Here is an 18,226-nt window from a genome sequence, read left to right on the forward strand (position 1 = left end):
ACGCGGGTTCGGTTTCGATCTAGCCGCATCGGGCAATCTCGCCTAGACTGATCCCCAAAAAAACAAGGGGAGGAATGGCGCAATTGGAAGGTGCGGAAATCGCCTTTGACGGCGCTGATGTCGGGGTGGCTCTGGACCTCCCGGCAGAAAGCGCGGTCTGTTCGGCCTGCGCGCCGGCGGATGATCCGCGACAGGCGTTTGATGAGCTTGTGCGAACTCTTGGCGGGGCCGAATGCGGATTGCTGGCGATCTTCGCAGCACCCATGGCCGATCTCGAACTGCTAGCGCAACTCGGTCCGGAGTATTTTCCTCGGTCCCAGATCATCGGCTGCACGACCGCGGGGGAAATCACACCCAAGGGATATTCCGAGGATTCGATCCTGCTGGTGGCCTTCAAGGCGAGCCATGTGGTCGCGGAAACGGTTCCCATTCTGGGGCTCGCCAAGGCCGAGGTCGCGCGCGCGGCGCAGGAGGCCGTTCGACGGCGCGCGAAGCTCGCAGCCGCCGCGCCGGAATGGGCCTGGGAATTCAGTTTCCTGCTGATCGACGGCATGTCGCTGCGCGAGGACCAGGTGGTTTCCGCCTTGCGCCTGGGGCTTGGCGGGATGCCATTCTTCGGCGGATCGGCCGGGGACGGGCTCGATTTCGGCCATACCTACGTTCTCGTGGACGGGGTGTTCCGCGAGGATGCCGCGGTGCTGGCGGTCTGCCGGAGCCGCTGCCGGGTGCAGGTCATCAAGTTCGACCATTTCGAGCCGACGAACACCAAGATGGTGGTGACGGAAGCGATTCCGGATCGGCGGATCGTGCGCGAGATCAATGCCGAGCCCGCGGCGCGGGAATACGCGCGTCTCGTCGGGGTCAGGGAGGACGAGCTTTCGCCCTTCGTCTTCTCCTCCCACCCGGTCGTGGTCAATGTGGGCGGGCAGCACCATGTGCGCGCGATCCAGCGGGTGGAGGAAAATGGCGATCTGGTTTTCTTCTCGGCCATAGACGAGGGTCTCGTGCTCACGCTTGCCCAGGCTGCCGACATCACCGATCACATGCGCACCGCCCTTGCCAACGTCACGCTGGGCGGGGAGCCGGATGCCATCATCGGCTGCGAATGCCTGTTTCGCCGATTGATCGCCGAGCAGACCCAGCAAACCCGCGTGATTTCGCGAATGCTTGCGGACAACCGCGTCGTCGGGTTCAATACCTACGGAGAGCAATCGGGATCCGTTCATGTGAATCAGACATTTACCGGCATGGCCATCTATCCGCCGGAGCGGAGCCTCCGGGATTGAGCCTGTCCATCGTCAACCCGCAGGACTCGCTGGAACGCCAGAACGAGAAGCTGCTCAAGATCGCCTCCGCGCTGATGCGCCGTGTGGAGTTGGCTTCCGTGGATTCGGGCGAGGCCTTCGCGCATTTCGAGCGCGCGCTGATGCTCGAAGCGGAGGTGCGCGCGCGCACCCGTGAGCTCGAACAGACGCTGACGCTGCTCAACGAATCGAATGCGCGGCTTTCGCAGGCCATGGAAGATGCGGAGCAGGCGCGCTCGGATCTCTATGACGCCATCGAGGCGGTGAAGGAGGGTTTCGCGCTCTTCGACAGCCGGGAAGTGCTTGTCATGTTCAACAGCCGCTTCGCGCAGACGCTGCCGGATGTGGCCGAAAAGCTCGGGCCGGGGCTGAAGTTCGTCGATTACGTGCGGTTCGTCTCCCAGAGCCGACATATCGTCTTTCCCGAGGGCATGACGCGGGAAGAATGGGCGCGCCATCGGCTGGAGACCCATCGCAAGCAATCGGTCAACTTCAATGTCCGCATCGAGGGGGATCGCTGGCTTCAGGTGAGCGAGCAGCGCACGCCGGGCGGCGGCACGGCGATGCTCCAGACCGAGATCACCGAGCTGATCAAGATGGAGCGGCAGGAGCGCGACAAGCTCCTGGACGAGCAGGCGCGGCTTGTCCGCGCGACGCTGGACCATATCGATCAGGGCATCTGCATCTTCGATTCCGATCTGCTGCTCGTGGGGTGGAACAACCGGTTGCGGGAGCTGCTGTCGCCGCCGATGCAGATCCTGCGGGTCGGAACGCCCTTTTCGGTCTTTGCCGAGCATTTCCGCCGCTCGCGGATCTTCGAGGGGAAGACCGGGCCGGAACAGCTCTCGCGCTGGGTGATGAAGAAGGGTGTCAGGTCCCCGCTCTCGGTCGAACTGCGGACCTGCGACAACGTCTTTCTCGATGTGTTCGGGCAGGAAATGCCCAACCGGGGGTTCGTGATCAGCTTCACCGATGTCACGGCGGAGCGCGAAGCCCAGTTCGCCATGAACGCGGCCAACGCGAGCCTGGAGCGGCGGGTGCAGGAGCGGACCAACGCGTTGCAGGATGCGCTGGCGGAAGCCGAGCTCGCGAATGCCTCGAAATCGCGCTTCGTCGCGGCGGCAAGCCATGACCTCTTGCAGCCCCTGAGCGCGGCAAAGCTCTTTCTCGCCTCGCTGGAGCAGTCCTGTGCCGGAACCGGGTCCGCGGAGACGGTGAGCCGGGTGCAGAGCGCCTTCGAAAGTGTCGAAGGCATCCTGAGTGCGCTTCTGGATATTTCGCGGCTCGATTCGGGCTCGGCGGCGCTCAAGGTGACAAGCGTGCCGCTGGCGCAGGTGCTCAGCCAGCTCGGCCAGGAGTTCGGGGAGATTGCCCGGCTCAAGGGGCTCGACCTGCGGGTTGTGGGGAGCCGGGCGGTGGTGCGCAGCGATGCGGCCTACCTCCGGCGGGTGGTGCAGAACCTGCTCGCCAATGCGGTGCGCTACACGGACGCCGGAAAGGTGCTGCTCGGCGTGCGGCATTCGCGCGACAGCGTCTGGATCGAGGTCTGGGACACCGGGCCCGGCATACCCGAGGCCGAGCGTGCAGCGATCTTCGGTGAGTTCCATCGGGTGGGTGCGAAATCCAGCGCTGACGAGGGCATGGGGCTGGGACTTGCCATTGTCGACCGGGCCTGCCGGCTGCTCGGCCACGACATCGAACTGGTTTCCGAGGTCGGGCGGGGAACGGTGTTTCGGGTTCGGGTGCCGCTTGCCGTCGGGGAAGAGGATATGGCGCCCGAGCTTCTGACCGGCGGGGCGCCTGTCAATGACGGGCCGGCCGAAAGCGGCCTGATCATCCTCATGATCGAAAACGAGAGGGTCGTGCGCGAGGCGCTTTCGGGACTGCTGGAAGCCTGGGGCGCAAGCGTTCTGGTTGCCGCGAACCTCGCGGAGGCGCAGGAGCTTATCGACGAACTCGGGCTCGCGCCGGATCTGATTCTTGCGGACTATCATCTGGATGCGGGTCAGAACGGGCTCGATGCCATCGAGACCATCCGTGCGTCGTTGGGCCCGGTTGACGCGGTGCTCGTCACGGCGGATCGTTCCGATGCCGTTGGCCGGCGGTGCCAGGCCCAGGGCGTGCTTCTGCTGAACAAGCCGGTGGCTCCCGCGCGACTGCGGGCCCTGCTGGCAAGCGTTGTTCCCAACAGCGACGCAACACCCATGTGAAGTGGGGCAAGCTCGTTTGTTAAAGCAATAAAAACCCTTCCGGCGCAGTCTCCATCCCGAACCACATTGTTGGAACGAGATGGCCGGACAGGTGACATCGGATCATACTGGCGCCGTGCGCGAAAGCGGCAATGACGGCCCGGGGCGCTTGAGCCGCATTGCCGGTCTTTTCGGCATGGGTCCGGAGACGGCCGACAGGGAATTGTCCCGGCAACTCTCCGTGGTGATCGTTCTTCTGGCATCCCTCGCGATACTGCCGAGCATCGTGCTGTGCTTCTGGGCAGCGCATGAATTCGACGCCTTCGCGGAGGCGCATGAGCGCATCCTGCTGGAGCGCGCGCTCGGGGAGGCCTTCGAGCGTGTTGCGGCGGATCAGGAAGGCGTGACCCATTGGGACGATGCGGTGACCTTCACGCGGGCCCGCGATCAGCACTGGATGGATGACAATGTCGGCGTCTGGATGGCGGACTACTACGGCCACGACCTGCTCTATGTGCTCGACGAGGAAAACGAGCCGATCCTTGCGGTGGAGGGGGGTGAGACCGTCGCGCCGGCGGCGTTCGAGCGGCTGCGCGCGGATGTCACGGGGCTGGCGGGCGAACTTCGGAGCCAACTTCCGCTGGCCGAAACGCCCGGAACGCTGACCGTCAGCGACCTGATGGAGGTCGATGGCCATCCGGCGCTTCTGAGCCTCAAGCCCATCGTGCCCAGCACCGATCGCGTGGCCTTCGAGCCTGCGCGGACCTATCTGCATCTCTCGGTCGTCTATATTGAAGGCGAGTTTCTCGAGCGGCTCGGCGCACGAAATCTCGTTGAGGGCACGCGGTTCGAGCCGCCCGGCGCCCCGGTTCCGGTCTCCGATCCCCTGCCTCTGGTGAGCGCGCGGGACGGGCCTCTGGGCAATATCGTCTGGACCCCGTCGGCGCCCGGCCAGAAGGTGATCCTCGCCATCTCGCCGGGCATCATCGTTTCTGTCATGGCGCTTCTCGCGCTAATCTTCTGGCTGCTCAGCCGGCTTCGGAGGGCGATCATCCAGATCCGCACGAGCCGCGCGGAGGTTCAGCATCTTGCGTTTCACGACACGTTGACGGGCTTGCCCAACCGGGCGCTTTTCGATGACAGGCTCGATCAGGCCCTGGCACTGGTCCGGCGCGGCGAGGGGCGGATCGCGCTCCACTATATCGATCTCGACCGGTTCAAGAACGTCAACGACACTTTCGGGCATCCCGCGGGCGATGAATTGATCCAGCAGGTCGCGGAACGACTGATGACGATCACGCGGCAGTCGGACACGGTGGCGCGGCTGGGGGGGGACGAGTTCGTCATTCTCCAATCGAGCGTTCGCGGGGTCCTTTCGGCCAAGAAGCTGGCAGAGCGGACGCTGGAGGCCCTGCGGCAACCCTATCAGCTCAGTTCGGATCGGGTTTTCGTCGGAGCATCGATCGGTATCGCGGTTGCCCCCGACAGTGCCGGAGATCGGTTCGAGCTGATGCGCAAGGCCGATATTGCGCTCTATCAGGCCAAGAGCGACGGCAAGAACCGGGTCTATATCTTCGAGGATTCCTTCGACGAGATGGTGCAGCTCAAGCGCGAGGTCGAGGAGGACCTGCGTCATGCCCTCAGTGGCGGCGACGGGCTCGCGCTCGCCTACCAGCCTTTCTATGCGCAGGATGGCAAGGAGATCTGCGGGGCGGAGGCGCTCTTCCGGTGGAACCACCCGCGTCACGGGTCGCTCTCGCCTGCGGCCCTGATCGCGATCGCGGAAGAGCGCGGGTTGGCCGGTGAACTTGGCGAATGGATCCTCCGGGAGGCCTGCCGCACCGCGATTGCCGTGGATCTGCCGGTGCTTTCGATCAACATCTCGCCCCTGCAGTTTCAGGACAAGGCGTTCCCCGACATGGTGCTCGGGGTTCTGGCCGAGATCGGGATGGACCCGCGCCGGCTGCAGATCGAGATCAAGGAAAACATGCTGCTTGAGAATGGCGAGTCCTTCGGTCCGGCCCTCGACAAGCTGCGGGATGCGGGGGTGCGTGTGGCGCTCGACGATTTCGGTTCAGGCTACGCGTCCTTCCGCTATCTGCACCGCTTCCGGGTCGATGGGATCAAGATCGACCGGAACTTCGTGCAGAACATGGAGAACGATCAAAGTACGGCGGCCATCGTGCAGGTGATGTTCGATCTGGCGCGCGCCTTCGAGATCGACATCGTGGCCGGCGGTATCGAAACCGAGAGCCAGTGGAAGCGGCTTCTGGACCTCGGCACGCCCAACCTGCAGGGGTTCCTCTTTTCGCGCCCGTTGCCGCGGGAGGAGCTTTCGGTGTTGCTCTCGAAACATGCCCATCCGGCGAGGCCGGTGCTGGAAGGGTCCTGATCCGCCAAATCTTCCGCCGCCGCGGGGGCACTTTTCCGCCAGATTGCATGAAAAACAGACTTCTGCCGCGCCCGACCTTCGCGGGCGTTGCCGAAGCCCCGCGACAGCCTTTAGATAGGTCCGGAGGGTATCCGGCTGCGAGAAGGGGGCTAGGCGGATGGAGGACGATCCGAACGGTTTCGACCGGAGCGACGGTGCCTCGGCCTCGGAATGCGATCAGCGTGCAATCCTGGCGCTGCTGATGGACCCCGCGACCTACGGCGAGAGTGAGGACGTCAAGCGCGTGGACACGCACGCGGCGCAGGTCTTTCTCTGTGGCGATCACGCCTACAAGATCAAGCGCCCGGTCAAATACGACTATCTCGATTTCTCGACGCTGGACCTGCGACACCAGATGCTGACGCGCGAGTTCGAGCTCAACCATCCCAATGCCCCCGAAATCTACGAGGACGTGGTCAGCATCAACCGCGACGCGCGGGGCCGACTTTCGGTCGGCGGTGCCGGCACGCCCGTGGAATGGGTGTTGCGCATGAGCCGGTTCGACCAGGAGGCGGAGTTCTCCCGTATCGCCGAACGCGGGGAACTGACCGATGCGCTTGCCGATCATCTGGGCCAGTCGATCGCCGCGTACCATTTCAATTCGGAGCCGCGCGATTCCGATGGTGCGGAGTTGATCGCCGAGATCATCGAGGAGCTTCGGCTCGCGTTCGAGACCATGGAGGAAGAGCTGGAGCGCGACCGGATCGCGGCCTATCTCGATGGCTGCAATCTGGCATTCGAGCGTGTGGCGGACGTGCTGTCGACCCGCAGCGGCTCCGGTCATGTGCGTCGCTGCCATGGCGATCTGCATCTGTGCAATATCGTCCTGATTGACGGACGTCCGGTGGCGTTCGATGCCCTGGAGTTCGACGAAATCCTGGGAACCTGCGATGTGCTCTATGACCTCGCGTTTCTCGTCATGGATTTGAACCACAAGGGGCTGTCGCGCGCTGCCAACATGGTGCTGAATGGCTATCTCTATGCCGAGCGGGGCATGGAGGATCCGGGTATCGAGGCCTTTCCGCTCTTTCTCGCCATCCGGGGCGGAATACGGGCCATGGTGGACATCCAGACGGATCGGGCCTGCGACACGCCGGGGCAAAAGACGGCGGGTGCGCGGCGCTACCTCGATGAAGCGATCAGGGCGCTCGCGCCGCCCGCGCCGCGGCTCATTGCCGTGGGAGGGCGTTCGGGATCGGGGAAGACCTCCGTTTCCCGTCAGATCGCACCACTCTTCGGGGCTGCGCCGGGGGCCGTGCATCTGCGCAGCGATCTGGAGCGGAAGGCGATCTTCTGCGTGGACCCGCTCACGCATCTGCCGCCCGAAAGCTACACCCCGACCGTGAACCGGCATGTCCACGAGCGCCTGCGCATTCGCGCGGATACGATCCTCAGGACGGGGCATTCCGTCCTGCTCGACGCGGTCTTCACCACGCGGCGTGAGCGCACCGCGCTTTCCGATCTCGCCGAGCGCCTGGGCGTGGAGTTCACCGGCATCTGGCTGCAGACCGACGCGGACCACCTGATCCCGCGCGTGGCGGCGCGCAGGGGTGATGCCTCGGATGCGGACGAGACCGTGGTCCGCCAGCAGCTCCGCACCCATACCGGGCCCATGGACTGGTATCAGGTCGATGCATCGGGCAGCGCGGAGGAGACGCTGGCGCATGTCTGCGCGGTTCTGGGATTCGACGTGCCGGAGTGAGACCTGGCGGCGCTCAGGCCTCGTCGCGCAGCGCGTCCTCCAGAAACCGTTTCGACTCCGCGCGCAGGGCATCGAGCTTTGCCGTCACCGGGCCATAGTCGATGGGCGTGGTCAGAAGCGTTTCTGCGCGGCTTTCGTCATCATCGGTGAGCAGGCGCTCGGGCAGGCCCACGGCATCCAGGAGCGAGACGAAGCGCTCGAGACCGCGGCTCTGGTTGGGGATCGCGACGAAGGTCTTGCCGAAGAGGATCGCGAAGGCGGTGCCGTGGAACGAGTCGGTGATGATCACATCGGCGTCCATGAAGGCGCGCAACCAGGTCGGCACGTCCGTTGCGTCCGCGCCCGAACCCGGCCTGATCTGTCGAAGGTCGTGTTTTCCTCCGAGCGCGGCAACGGCCTTTTCCCCGACGCTTTTCGCCAGGTCCTGCTTATCGAGCACATAGGCCAGTACTGTCGGCGTTTTGCTCGCGGGGGCGGTCTCGACCACTTCGTCGTAGAAACCCGGATCGATCAGGAGCGTCGGGTCGAGGGTGACCCTCGCATCGCTGCGCCCAAGATCTTCGGCACAGATTCGCACTCCGGACCCCTCGCGCACCGAGACCGCATCGAATTTGCCGAGCAGGTCCGAGATCCGGGCCGTGTGGTCCGGGTGTCCCCAAGTATCGACGCCGAAGGAGGCGGCATAGGAGATCCTGCGCGTGGGCCGGTCGCCGAGGAAGCCGAGGAAGAAGTTCCCGTGCTGTCCGTCGCCATGATACTTGAAGCGCCAGACCTGATCGCTGCCGACGATCACCGTGTCGAGCTTGTGACGCTCCACCGCCTCGGCGAGCTGTTTCGGGCCGCGCAGGTTCGCCGAGACATTCGGAATGAACTTGCGGATGAACGGGTAGTGGGGCTGGCGCTCCATCTCCTTGCCGCGGAACCCGCCGATGTTCTGCCCCGGAATGCGCTCGAGCAGCTCGACCACCTTTGCCTTGGCGGGCGGGCGATACCACTTGATGTTGAAGAGGACCACGTGGTGACCCGCGCGCATCAGCGTCTGGGTCAAAGCCGCGGCCTGGAGCAGGCCGCCGTAATTGTTGGTCAGCGGAAGGGTCAGCAGCCCGATTCTACGCGGCATTCGCACTCCTGATGGGTGAAGCCAACTGTGGTTCAGGGGTCTGCTCAGACGCCGGCGCCGGCGGTGCAGCGCTTTCGGGGCGTTTCGAGGACTGGGGCGTCCGGCGCCGGACGAAACCGCCCGCGCCGCCCGAAATCAGGCTTGCCACGTCCATCAGCGCGCGGGGCAGGCCAAGCCCGCCGGGTGCGGCGAGGTAGACCGGCGTCCAGACGGGCGCGAATTTCTGCTTGTAGGCGCGTAGCCCCTCGAACTTGTAGAACTCGTCGCCCCGGCGATAGATGAAGGTCCCGACGCGGTTCCAGGTGGAGGCGAGCGGGTGGTCGGCGAGACCTGCCAGCGGCGCTGCCCCGAGGCTGAACCAGCGGAAGCCCTCTGACTGGCCATAGAGCAGGATATGGGTGAAGAGCGCGTCCATCACCACCTTCGAGGCCCCGGTGCGGTAGCGCATGAGATCGATTGCGATCTCGGTCGTGTCGGCGCCTTTCCAGAGATTGGCGAAGGCCACGATTTCGTCTTCCCGGCGCAGGACGGCGATGTCGAAATTGACCAGATAGTCGTCGTCGAACCGACCAAGCGAGAAGCCCTTCTCCTGGCCCTTCTTCGTCTCGAGCCACGCATCGGAGACCTGGCGCAATTCGGGAAGCAGGGGAGCGACATCATAGGCCGGGATCACCTCGAAGTGAAGGCCTTCGCGCTCGGCGCGGCGGAGGGCCGTGCGTTGATCCTGGCGGGCCTTGCCGCTCATTGTGAAGGTGGAAAGGTCGACGCGGGCGACCTCGCCGGTCTTCAGGAGCGCAAGCCCCATATCGAGATAGACGGGCAGGTTGTCGGGCGAGATCGCGTAGAACACCGCCTTCGCACCCGCCCGGTCGGCGGTTTCAGCGAATTTCCAGACCAGGTCATTGGCGGCGGTTGGATCGCCCACCGGGTCCCCCATGGTGATCCAGCTTCGTCCCGAGATTCCATACATAAGGAAAGCCTTGCCATCCTCGGAGATCATGAAGCGCTTGTCGCCAAGAAGCGCGATGTTCGGCTGGGAGGTCGGGCATGTTGCCAGAAGGTCCCGGACTTCCTGGGGGATCTCGACCCGTCCGATGCGCGACTGCACGGGGCGGTTGACCAAGGCATCGATGCCGATGGCGGCGAAGACGATGCCGAGTGCAAGCGTTGCACGCAGGAAGCGCGGCGCATCGCCCGACCAGGTGAAATCCCACCAGAGCGCGCTTTGATATTCCACGTTGCGGAAGGCGAAAAAGCCGATGGCCGTCAGCGAGATCATCGTCAGCGCCAGGAGCGCCAGCCACCCCGGGCCGGGCCGGAAGCTCATCCAGTCGCCCTTGCGGTAGAACGCGGCACGCGAGGCGTATAGAAGGCCCGCGGTGGTATAGAGCAGGGCGGCTTCTTCCCAGTCCAGTCCCTTGAGGAGCGAGAAGGTCGCCGCGCCCAGAAGCAGCACGATGGCCGCGACACGCGCCAGCGCCATCCGGTTGAGCAGCCCACGCGCGATCACCAGCAGCAGCAGCCCGACGAGGCTCGCCAGCAGGTGCGAGGTCTGGGCGAAGGGAAGCGGCACCACGTCGCTCAACACATCCATGCGCCCGCCGTCCCGCGGCACGTTGCCCGATACGAGCAGCACGACGCCGCTGAGAAAGACGAGACCCGCGAGCGCACGGCCGATGAACGGACGGGCGGAGCGAATGGCCGAGCGGGAGGCGCGCAGGACCGGCGAGTGGAACCGGCGCCCCTCAAAGACCGCGAGTGCGATGCCCGCAATGCCGAGCGGCAGCAGGTAGTAGATCGTGCGGAACAGGATCAGGGCCGCAAATGCGTCGGGTCTGCTTGCCGCGCCGAGGCCCACCAGCAGTGTCGCTTCAAGTACGCCCAGCCCGCCGGGCACATGGCTTGCGGTCCCCGCTATCAGCGCGAGGGTGAAGAGTGCTATGAAGGTTGCGAATTCGGGCCGCAGATCGGCAGGAAGCAGCACGTAAAGCACACCCGCAGCAGCGGCGACGTCGAGAATGCCCAGAAGGATCAGCATGAGCGTCACGGGGCCGCCCGGCAACGGCATGCGCCAACGGAAGATCGTGATGGACTGATGCGCGCGCCAGACCCAGGCCGTCAGTGCCGCTAGACCCGCGAGGAGCAATGCGCCGGTCATCCGGTCGGCTTTCGGAGCAATATCCTGCAGGGCCGGAAAACCGTTCGGGTCGAAGAGCAGCACGAGGCCGAAGAGCGCCGCGAAACCCAGCCAGAGTGCGCCGAAGGCGATGCCGACGATCCGGCCCACATCGGCGGCGTCAAGTCCCGTGGAGGCATATATCCGGTAACGGACCGGCCCACCCACGAACATGTGGAAGCCGAGCGCGTTTGAGAGGGCGTATCCGGTCATGCCGGCGAAGGCCGCGAGCCGTGCCGGCACCTTTCCGGGCGCGACGCAGCGGCTGGCGACGATATCGTAGAGCCCCATGCCAAGAAAGCTCAGGAATGTGAGGCCGATCGCAAGCCCGATCTGCCAGGGCGCGACGTTGGACAGGGCCGTCTCGATATCGGAATAGCGGATCTCGCCCGACATGCGGTAGAGTACGGTACTGGCCAGCACGAGAATGCCGGCCGCTGCTGCGGACCAGAGCACCTCCGGGCGCAACAGCCATTTCGATGGTCTTGCCCGGCGGCCTTCGAGCCCCAGATCCCGTATCCTGCGTTCGACAGCGGCCATTTCCACCACCCCTTGAATCCGCCTTGTTCGGGGGGCTTATGGCCGAGTAACCTTAATCTGGCGTGTGAAGCGCAGCTGGAAACGCGCGCAAATGATTAGGCTTTTTCTTCAAATGTGTTCAGTTCAGCGGCAGGGTGGTGACAGTGCCGGCCGACTGGATACGGATTGCGCTGGCATCCTCGAGGTAGCGGGTCGGCAGGAAAAGCGCCGCATTCAGCACCCGTCCGGAGGTGGGTCCGGCAGGTGCGGTTTCGATCGGCGGAAAGGCAAGAAACTCGAGCTCGATGTAGCCCGTGGTCGCGCGATCTTCCTCGGTGTCCTCGGCCGGCGTCGGCGCGATGCTCGCGAGCCGCGCGGAATGGTATCCCGGAGAGGGTGCGATCCCCTCCACGCGCACGATGATGCCCCGAAGTGCGGGGTCGATACGGGAAGAAGTCATCTGCACACGTACCGCGTCGGGCCATTCCTCGGGCTCGATACCGTAGGTGTCGCCACCCGAGCCCTCGCGTCCGAGGAATTCAGGCATCTCGACGCTGCAGGCTGCAAGGCCGAGAAGGAGAAAAGGTGCAATTATATATCGATACATGTGCCGATGCCGTCTCTTGACCCGCACATAGCTTCTTGCGCCATGGTTGGAAAGTGAAATCCCGCTTCCTCCCCGGCGTGGCCCGGTGCGGCAAGGTGGATCATTTCGGATCGCAGCGAAAGGGCGGGGGCTGGACCTTTGCCCGGTATGGGCCTACATCGGCGGCAGCGGCTCCAGCATGGGGAAAGACAATTGGCGACCGACTCTTTCGAGGACATTGTGAGCGATTTCGACTTCCTGGACGATTGGGAAGACCGGTATCGGTATGTCATCGAACTGGGGAAGAAGATGGCGCCTCTTCCGGAGCCGCTGCGAACGTCGGCCACCAAGGTTGATGGCTGCGCCAGTCAGGTGTGGATCGTGCCGCGCCTCGACGGTGAAGGGGCATCTGCAAAATTCGATTTCGAGGGCGATTCGGACGCGATGATCGTGCGTGGACTGATCGCCATTCTTCATGAGCTTTATGCCGGATTGACCGTTGAAGAGGTTGTGGGGGTCGATGCGCCCCACGAACTCGGGCGGCTTGGGCTCGATCAGCATCTTTCGTCACAGCGTTCGAACGGTCTGCGTGCCATGATCGGTCGGATCCGGTCCATTGCCGGTGCCGCAGCCGAACAGGTCTGAGACGAACAGGAACGGGGAAACCGGAAAACATGCGTGTTGCGCTAGAAACTCTGCTGTCCGAACGCGACTGGCTGCTGGCCGACGGCGCGACCGGCACCAACCTTTTCAACATGGGGCTCGCATCGGGCGATGCACCCGAGCTCTGGAATGTCGAAGCGCCGGAGAAGATCCGGGCGCTCTACGACGGGGCGGTGGGCGCGGGCAGCGATCTGTTCCTGACCAACAGTTTCGGCGCCAATGCAAGCCGTCTGAAGCTGCATGACGCCCAGGGCCGGGTGCATGAGCTCAACAAGGCGGCGGCGGAGATCGCGCGTGAGGCGGCCGATGCTTCGGGCCGGAAGGTCGTGGTTGCGGGCTCCATGGGGCCGACGGGCGAGATCATGGCGCCTCTGGGGCCGCTTACGATCGATGCGGCGGCGGAGATGTTCGAGGCGCAGGCACGCGGGCTTTTGGATGGCGGCGCGGATGTGCTCTGGGTCGAGACGATCTCGGCGCCCGACGAGTTGCGCGCGGCGGCTGAAGGGATCGGGCGGACCGGGGCGCCCTGGTGCTGCACCATGAGTTTCGACACGGCGGGTCGCACGATGATGGGCCTGACGGCGGCGGCGATGGTGAAGCTGGTTGAAGAACTGCCACACAAGCCCCTGGCATTCGGGGCAAATTGCGGTGTGGGAGCATCGGACCTCCTGCGCACGGTCTTGGGGTTCTCGGCCGCCAATCCGAACCTGCCGATCATCGCGAAGGGCAACGCGGGCATTCCGAAGTTCGTCGAGGGCCACATCCACTATGATGGAACGCCCGAATTGATGGCCGATTATGCGGTAATGGCGCGCAATTGTGGCGCGACGATCATCGGTGGTTGCTGTGGCACGACGCCCGAGCACCTGGTGGCCATGCGCGCCGCGCTGGAAAAGATGGGCGGCAAGGGTGATGCCCCGGAACTCACCGAGATTGCAGAGAAACTCGGCGGATTCTCGTCCGACTCCGACGGCTCCAGCGATGCACCGCAGCGGCCCGCGCGGCGCCGTCGCCGGGGCTGAGCGTGGCTCGATGGGCCGCGGCCCTGGCGTTGGTCGCGGCGGCGGAGAGCGTGGAAGACGTTGAAATGAAAGAGGTTTCTTTCGCCTGTGGTGAGGTGGGGCCTAGCGGGGCGGTCGGGTTTCCGGCCGACAACCCGGAGGCGGTGGTCCTCATGCTCGGGAATGAGACCTCCGACCTGAGGCGCGTGCGGACGGCCTCAGGCGAGAAATATATCAGCAAGGACAAGGGGTTGTCGATCTGGCTCAAGGGCACGGATATGACACTGGAGCTTCCCGGCGGGGCCACGCATATCTGCGCCTTGCGGTCCTGATCCCGCGACATCTCGACGCCTGAACGCGTGCGCAAAGGCGTATGACTTTGATATGCATTTCGTAGGTATTTCATACATACGAAAATTCATGTTTCCTCAAGGTTTGAACCCGGCAGCCGTGCTTGGAGTGACTACGCTCAGAGATACCAGGCGACGATATAGGCAAGCTCCGCACGGTCGTAGATCGGCAGGGCCACCATCGAGGTATAACCCGCCGGAAGGCCGGGTGCGTCTGATGTGACATGGGGCAGGCCCGAGCCGATGACCTGGCCGATCGCGCCCTGCCAGGCGGAGGCGACGGGGGCGTCCACCGGCGGATTGAGGTTGCTCCAGAGCGGACCTTTACGCTCGCAGATCCCGTCGATCAGCATGGCCTTCTTCGCGCTGCCGGTTCGCGTGGCGCGGGCATCCCAGATCTCGAACCGGCGGGCGATGGGGGTGCCGGGCGCGGAGAGGAGTGTCAGCACGCAGGTCTTGTCGGCGGGGCTGGGGATCGGCAGGCCGAGGCCTGTCTTGATCCCGGCCTCACCCGCGCTGGCCGCACGAAGGAAGGCATAGGTCGTGCCGACATCGCGCATGAGGATGGGCGTGTTCGCGGCCCAGACGGCACCGGGAAGCCCCTGACCACGGGAAAAGCTGATCGTCTGCGAGACGGCCTCGAAGGTTTGCGCCGTGCCGTAGTAGCCATCATCGAGCCTCAGGGCATTGTCGCGATCTTCCCAGACCTCGATGGCGCCCGCGTGTTCGGCATCGTCTCCGCAGAGCACCACGAGAACGCCCTTCAGTTCGGCGCCGGCAAAGACGGGCACGGCAACGGCGCTGGTGAGGCCCGCTTCCCGTGCCGCCTCGGTGCGCTTGAAATAGGAGCCGTCGAAGGTCTTGAGCACGACGGGGCGCCCTTCGGCCCAGGCCTTGCCGGGAAGCCCTTCACCCTTGGCGAAGCTCTGCCGGCGGGAGGCCTCGGCGAAGCCATCAAACGCGCCGTAGTTTCCGCCGCGATGGACGAGCACATCGCCTTCGGGCACCCAGACTTCCGAAACCTGTATGAAGGTCCGATCAGAGGGCTTGGCAAGCTCCAGGGTCTCTTCCATGCGGTGGCTCCGTTGATCTCTAGGGCAGATACAGGGTGGCAAAATCAGATCAACGGTCGGTGAGTGCGGTGTTACAGTCAACCGGGAACGGATCAATGGCCGGGCACTTCGCCTTGCCTGTCTAAAAATACGGCAGGTGGGGGTGTGCGGTCCACTCGCTTTTGGCAGTCGCGTTGCAAACGGGGGGCCGCACCCGGCCCCCCAAAAAGCTCAAGTCTCGCGCAACTCTCAGTTGCCGCCGATCCGGACTTCCTGATCGTCGGCCAGCTCGAGGTTGTCGTCATATTCGAAGTCGTTCGCAGCTTCGATGTCGCTTTCCGTCATGCCGGTCACGACGAGTTCATCGTCGTCCTGCTGCGTCACCCGCGACAGCGGAACAGGAACCTGCTTGCCACCAAGGCCAAGGAAGCCGCCGCTGTTCAACACGAGGTTCGGACTGCCGTTGATTTCCACGACCGCCTCGGGATTGCCGAGTTCTTCGCCGTCCGCCGTCACGACGTCCATTTCCAGAAGGTCATCGACGGTCGTCATCGTACCGGTTTCCGCGGCCTCTTCCGATTGCCGCTGGGAGAGACGCTGCTCGCGTTCTTCGGCCGTCTCGATCACGACGTTCGGCTCGCCGTCCTGCTGAATCTCAATCGTCGGTTGTTCCGCCATCAGTACGGACACTTCGGGCTCGGCGCTTTCGAACGAAACGTTGGGGTCGCTCTGCTCGTATGCGATCTCCGGCTCGCCCTCCGCCTGAACGATTTCGACCTGAGCTTCGGAGTTCGCCACTTCCGTATCTGCGTCGACGTTCTGCGTCTGGTTGCCCGCGCTGTCGGAGCCACCCTCGGTGTTCTGCACGTTGGCGGCCGGTTCGGTCCCGGTCCCGCTCTCGTCGACATCCACGCCGAGATCGACGTTCAGTTCCGGATCGGCCTGCGTGACCGTGACCTTCGGATCACCCTGTTCGACCTGAACCTGGGGATCATCGGAGTTGATCCGGATGTCGGGGTCGGAGCTTAGGACATAGATGTCGGGTGCAGGCATCTGGATCCGGACGATGATGTCTGGAATTTCCACGGTCACCTTTGGCTGCTTCTGTTCGACCTGGATATCGGCCGAACGCCCGGCAACCGTGACCTGGGGCTGTTGCTTGTTTACCATCACCCTGGGGGCCGGTACGGCGACATCGACATCGGGATCAGGAATGGTGACTTCCGCCTGACCTTCGATCGTCGCTTCCTCGGTGAGATCGACCTGATCGCTGACCGTTTCGCTCTGCGGGTCGTTCTGAGAGTCGATCGTGGTCTCGTTTTCTGTCGTGCTTTGGGTGGTGGTCTGACTGGAGTCCTTTGCGCGTTGGCGGAGCACCTGACAGTCCTCTTCCGCGTCTGCATCGACAGCGGCGAAGATGTTCTCCTGAAGAACGACCAGGTCACCACTCAGGCCGCGATAGGCTTCCGCAAGGCTGCGACATGCCTCGCTTTTGCTCGAAAGTTCCTCTTCGCTGAAATCGGCAACAGTCTGCGCAACGGCGGTGCTGGCCAGAGGAACAGTGATCGCGGTCGTCAGAAGAAGGCTTCTGGTCATGGTTCTCATTTTGAAAGGTCTCCCTTGCTTTCATGCGCCCTTTCAAAGGCTGACTAATCAACCGCGCTTTCCCGACCATGGTTCCACTTTTCGCGCCGCCAATCCAGGCAATGTATGGTCAACTCATGGGAGAGTGTCCGCTAATATTCTGATTTTAATGCGTAAAAAATGGTGAAAATAAGTGCAGGTCATTGCGGTGCCTGTGCGGCAACGCCTGGTGTCTGTTACCTGATACGTCGCAAGCCCCCGCATTTCACGGCGGGGGGCGATGTAGACGTTTGCGATATTGGGGCGGGGGTGATCCGCGAAAGCGCTCCCGCGCTTCCACCCTCGGGTCGGTCACGTTTCATGCCGCAACGGGGGGTGCGGGCGCCCCTATCGCGGCCGGGTGCGGAGTTTTTCAGGGGTGAGTTCCGCGACGGACCTGCAGCCCATGAGGCGCATGTCGCGCACAAGCTCGGCCTTCAGCTGGGCCATGGCGCGGGAAACACCCGGCGCACCGGCAGCGGCGAGAGGGAAGAGATAGTAGCGCCCGAGCCCCACCGCCTTTGCGCCGAGGGCCAGCGCCTTCAACACATGGGTCCCGCGCTGCACGCCGCCGTCGATCATCACGTCGATGCGGTCGCCCACGGCCTGAACGATCTCGTCGAGCTGGTCGAAGGCGGCGCGGGAGCCATCGAGCTGGCGACCGCCGTGATTGGAGAGCACGATGCCCGAGCAGCCGATATCCGCGGCGCGGCGCGCGTCCTCGACGCTCATCACCCCCTTGAGGCAGAATTTCCCGCCCCATTCGGCGACCATCTTCTCCACGTCGTCCCAGGTCATGGTCGGGTCGAGCATCTCGGTGAAATAGCGCCCGATGGTGAGCGCATCGCCCTTCATGTCGATATGGGCGTCGAGCTGGGGCAGGGAGAACTTCTCGTGGGTGACATAGTTGATGCCCCACATCGGCTTGATGGCGAACTGGGTCATGCCCGCGACGGAAAGGCGGAAGGGAATGGAGAAGCCGGTGCGCAGGTCGCGCTCGCGGTTGCCGCCCGTGATCGAATCGACCGTGAGCATCATCACGTTGATGCCGCTTTCCTTGGCCTTGGCCATCATCGAGGAATTGAGGGCGCGGTCCTTGTGGAAATAGAACTGGTAGACTTGGGGAATGTCGTGCTTCTTTGCCAGTTCCTCCATGGAGACGGTGCCGAGGGAGGAGACGCCGAACATGGTGCCGAACTCTTCCGCCACCTGGGCGGTGGCGCGTTCGCCCTCGTGGTGGAAAAGGCGCTGAAGGGCCGTGGGCGAGAGGTAGACCGGCAGGTCGAGTTTCTGGCCCATGGTGGTGACGGAGAGATCCACGTCCGCGACCCCGCGCAGCACGTCCGGCACGAGGTCCACGGCGTCGAAGGCGGTGGTGTTGCGCCGCAGGGTGCTTTCGTCATCCGCGCCGCCGTCGATGTAGTTGAAGATCGGCGAGGGCAGGCGCCGCTTCGCCAGCCTGCGGAAATCGTGGAAGTTGTGGCAGTCCTTCAGTCGCATGGCGTTCCCC

Annotated in this window: 13 protein-coding genes; 7 read left to right on the forward strand and 6 right to left on the reverse strand. The window is 64.1% G+C overall.

The window, feature by feature from the left end; genetic code table 11:
• Positions 1-74 precede the first annotated feature (74 nt).
• The 4 genes from ACP15W_RS00995 to ACP15W_RS01010 all read left to right on the forward strand — a co-directional run bounded on the left by ACP15W_RS00995 (position 75) and on the right by ACP15W_RS01010 (position 7,626).
• A complete protein-coding gene (locus ACP15W_RS00995) occupies positions 75-1,286 on the forward strand; it encodes an FIST N-terminal domain-containing protein (protein WP_424930962.1) in 1,212 nt (403 codons plus the stop codon).
• A complete protein-coding gene (locus ACP15W_RS01000; protein ID WP_424930963.1) occupies positions 1,283-3,514 on the forward strand; it encodes a PAS-domain containing protein in 2,232 nt (743 codons plus the stop codon). Before ACP15W_RS00995 ends, ACP15W_RS01000 begins: the two co-directional genes overlap by 4 nt.
• A gap of 79 nt (positions 3,515-3,593) precedes the next feature.
• Complete coding sequence (locus ACP15W_RS01005) at positions 3,594-5,885, forward strand: putative bifunctional diguanylate cyclase/phosphodiesterase (protein ID WP_424930964.1); 2,292 nt, start codon at positions 3,594-3,596, stop codon at positions 5,883-5,885.
• Between the two features lie 157 nt (positions 5,886-6,042).
• A complete protein-coding gene (locus ACP15W_RS01010; protein ID WP_424930965.1) occupies positions 6,043-7,626 on the forward strand; it encodes an AAA family ATPase in 1,584 nt (527 codons plus the stop codon).
• Positions 7,627-7,639: 13 nt separating this feature from the next.
• On the opposite strand, the gene ACP15W_RS01015 is transcribed toward ACP15W_RS01010, so the two are convergent.
• The 3 genes from ACP15W_RS01015 to ACP15W_RS01025 form a co-directional block, all read right to left on the reverse strand.
• Entirely contained in the window at positions 7,640-8,746 is a 1,107-nt protein-coding gene (locus ACP15W_RS01015) for a polysaccharide pyruvyl transferase family protein (RefSeq protein ID WP_424930966.1), read from the reverse strand.
• Positions 8,736-11,462, reverse strand: coding sequence for a bifunctional lysylphosphatidylglycerol flippase/synthetase MprF (gene mprF, locus ACP15W_RS01020; protein WP_424930967.1), 2,727 nt, complete (start codon positions 11,460-11,462; stop codon positions 8,736-8,738). Before mprF ends, ACP15W_RS01015 begins: the two co-directional genes overlap by 11 nt.
• Before the next feature lie 118 nt (positions 11,463-11,580).
• Positions 11,581-11,988, reverse strand: coding sequence for a hypothetical protein (locus ACP15W_RS01025; protein WP_424930968.1), 408 nt, complete (start codon positions 11,986-11,988; stop codon positions 11,581-11,583).
• Between the two features lie 252 nt (positions 11,989-12,240).
• Between ACP15W_RS01025 and ACP15W_RS01030 the strand changes: the two genes are divergently transcribed.
• The 3 genes from ACP15W_RS01030 to ACP15W_RS01040 all read left to right on the forward strand — a co-directional run bounded on the left by ACP15W_RS01030 (position 12,241) and on the right by ACP15W_RS01040 (position 14,023).
• Entirely contained in the window at positions 12,241-12,672 is a 432-nt protein-coding gene (locus ACP15W_RS01030) for a SufE family protein (RefSeq protein ID WP_424930969.1), read from the forward strand.
• A gap of 29 nt (positions 12,673-12,701) precedes the next feature.
• Complete coding sequence (bmt, locus tag ACP15W_RS01035) at positions 12,702-13,712, forward strand: betaine--homocysteine S-methyltransferase (RefSeq protein ID WP_424930970.1); 1,011 nt, start codon at positions 12,702-12,704, stop codon at positions 13,710-13,712.
• 65 nt (positions 13,713-13,777) lie between these two features.
• On the forward strand, positions 13,778-14,023 hold the full coding sequence (locus ACP15W_RS01040; protein WP_424930971.1) for an MliC family protein: 246 nt from the start codon (positions 13,778-13,780) through the stop codon (positions 14,021-14,023).
• A 137-nt stretch (positions 14,024-14,160) separates the two neighbouring features.
• Here the strand turns inward: ACP15W_RS01040 and ACP15W_RS01045 are convergent, their stop codons facing one another.
• From ACP15W_RS01045 to ACP15W_RS01055, 3 genes are all read right to left on the reverse strand, one after another.
• On the reverse strand, positions 14,161-15,114 hold the full coding sequence (locus ACP15W_RS01045) for a GAF domain-containing protein (RefSeq protein ID WP_424930972.1): 954 nt from the start codon (positions 15,112-15,114) through the stop codon (positions 14,161-14,163).
• A 228-nt stretch (positions 15,115-15,342) separates the two neighbouring features.
• Positions 15,343-16,698, reverse strand: a complete 1,356-nt coding sequence (locus tag ACP15W_RS01050; protein WP_424930973.1) for a hypothetical protein — start codon at positions 16,696-16,698, stop codon at positions 15,343-15,345.
• 366 nt (positions 16,699-17,064) lie between these two features.
• Entirely contained in the window at positions 17,065-18,216 is a 1,152-nt protein-coding gene (locus tag ACP15W_RS01055) for an alpha-hydroxy acid oxidase (RefSeq protein WP_424930974.1), read from the reverse strand.
• Positions 18,217-18,226: the final 10 nt, after the last annotated feature.

The organism is Amaricoccus macauensis (assembly GCF_049800915.1).
Lineage (GTDB): Bacteria > Pseudomonadota > Alphaproteobacteria > Rhodobacterales > Rhodobacteraceae > Amaricoccus > Amaricoccus macauensis_A.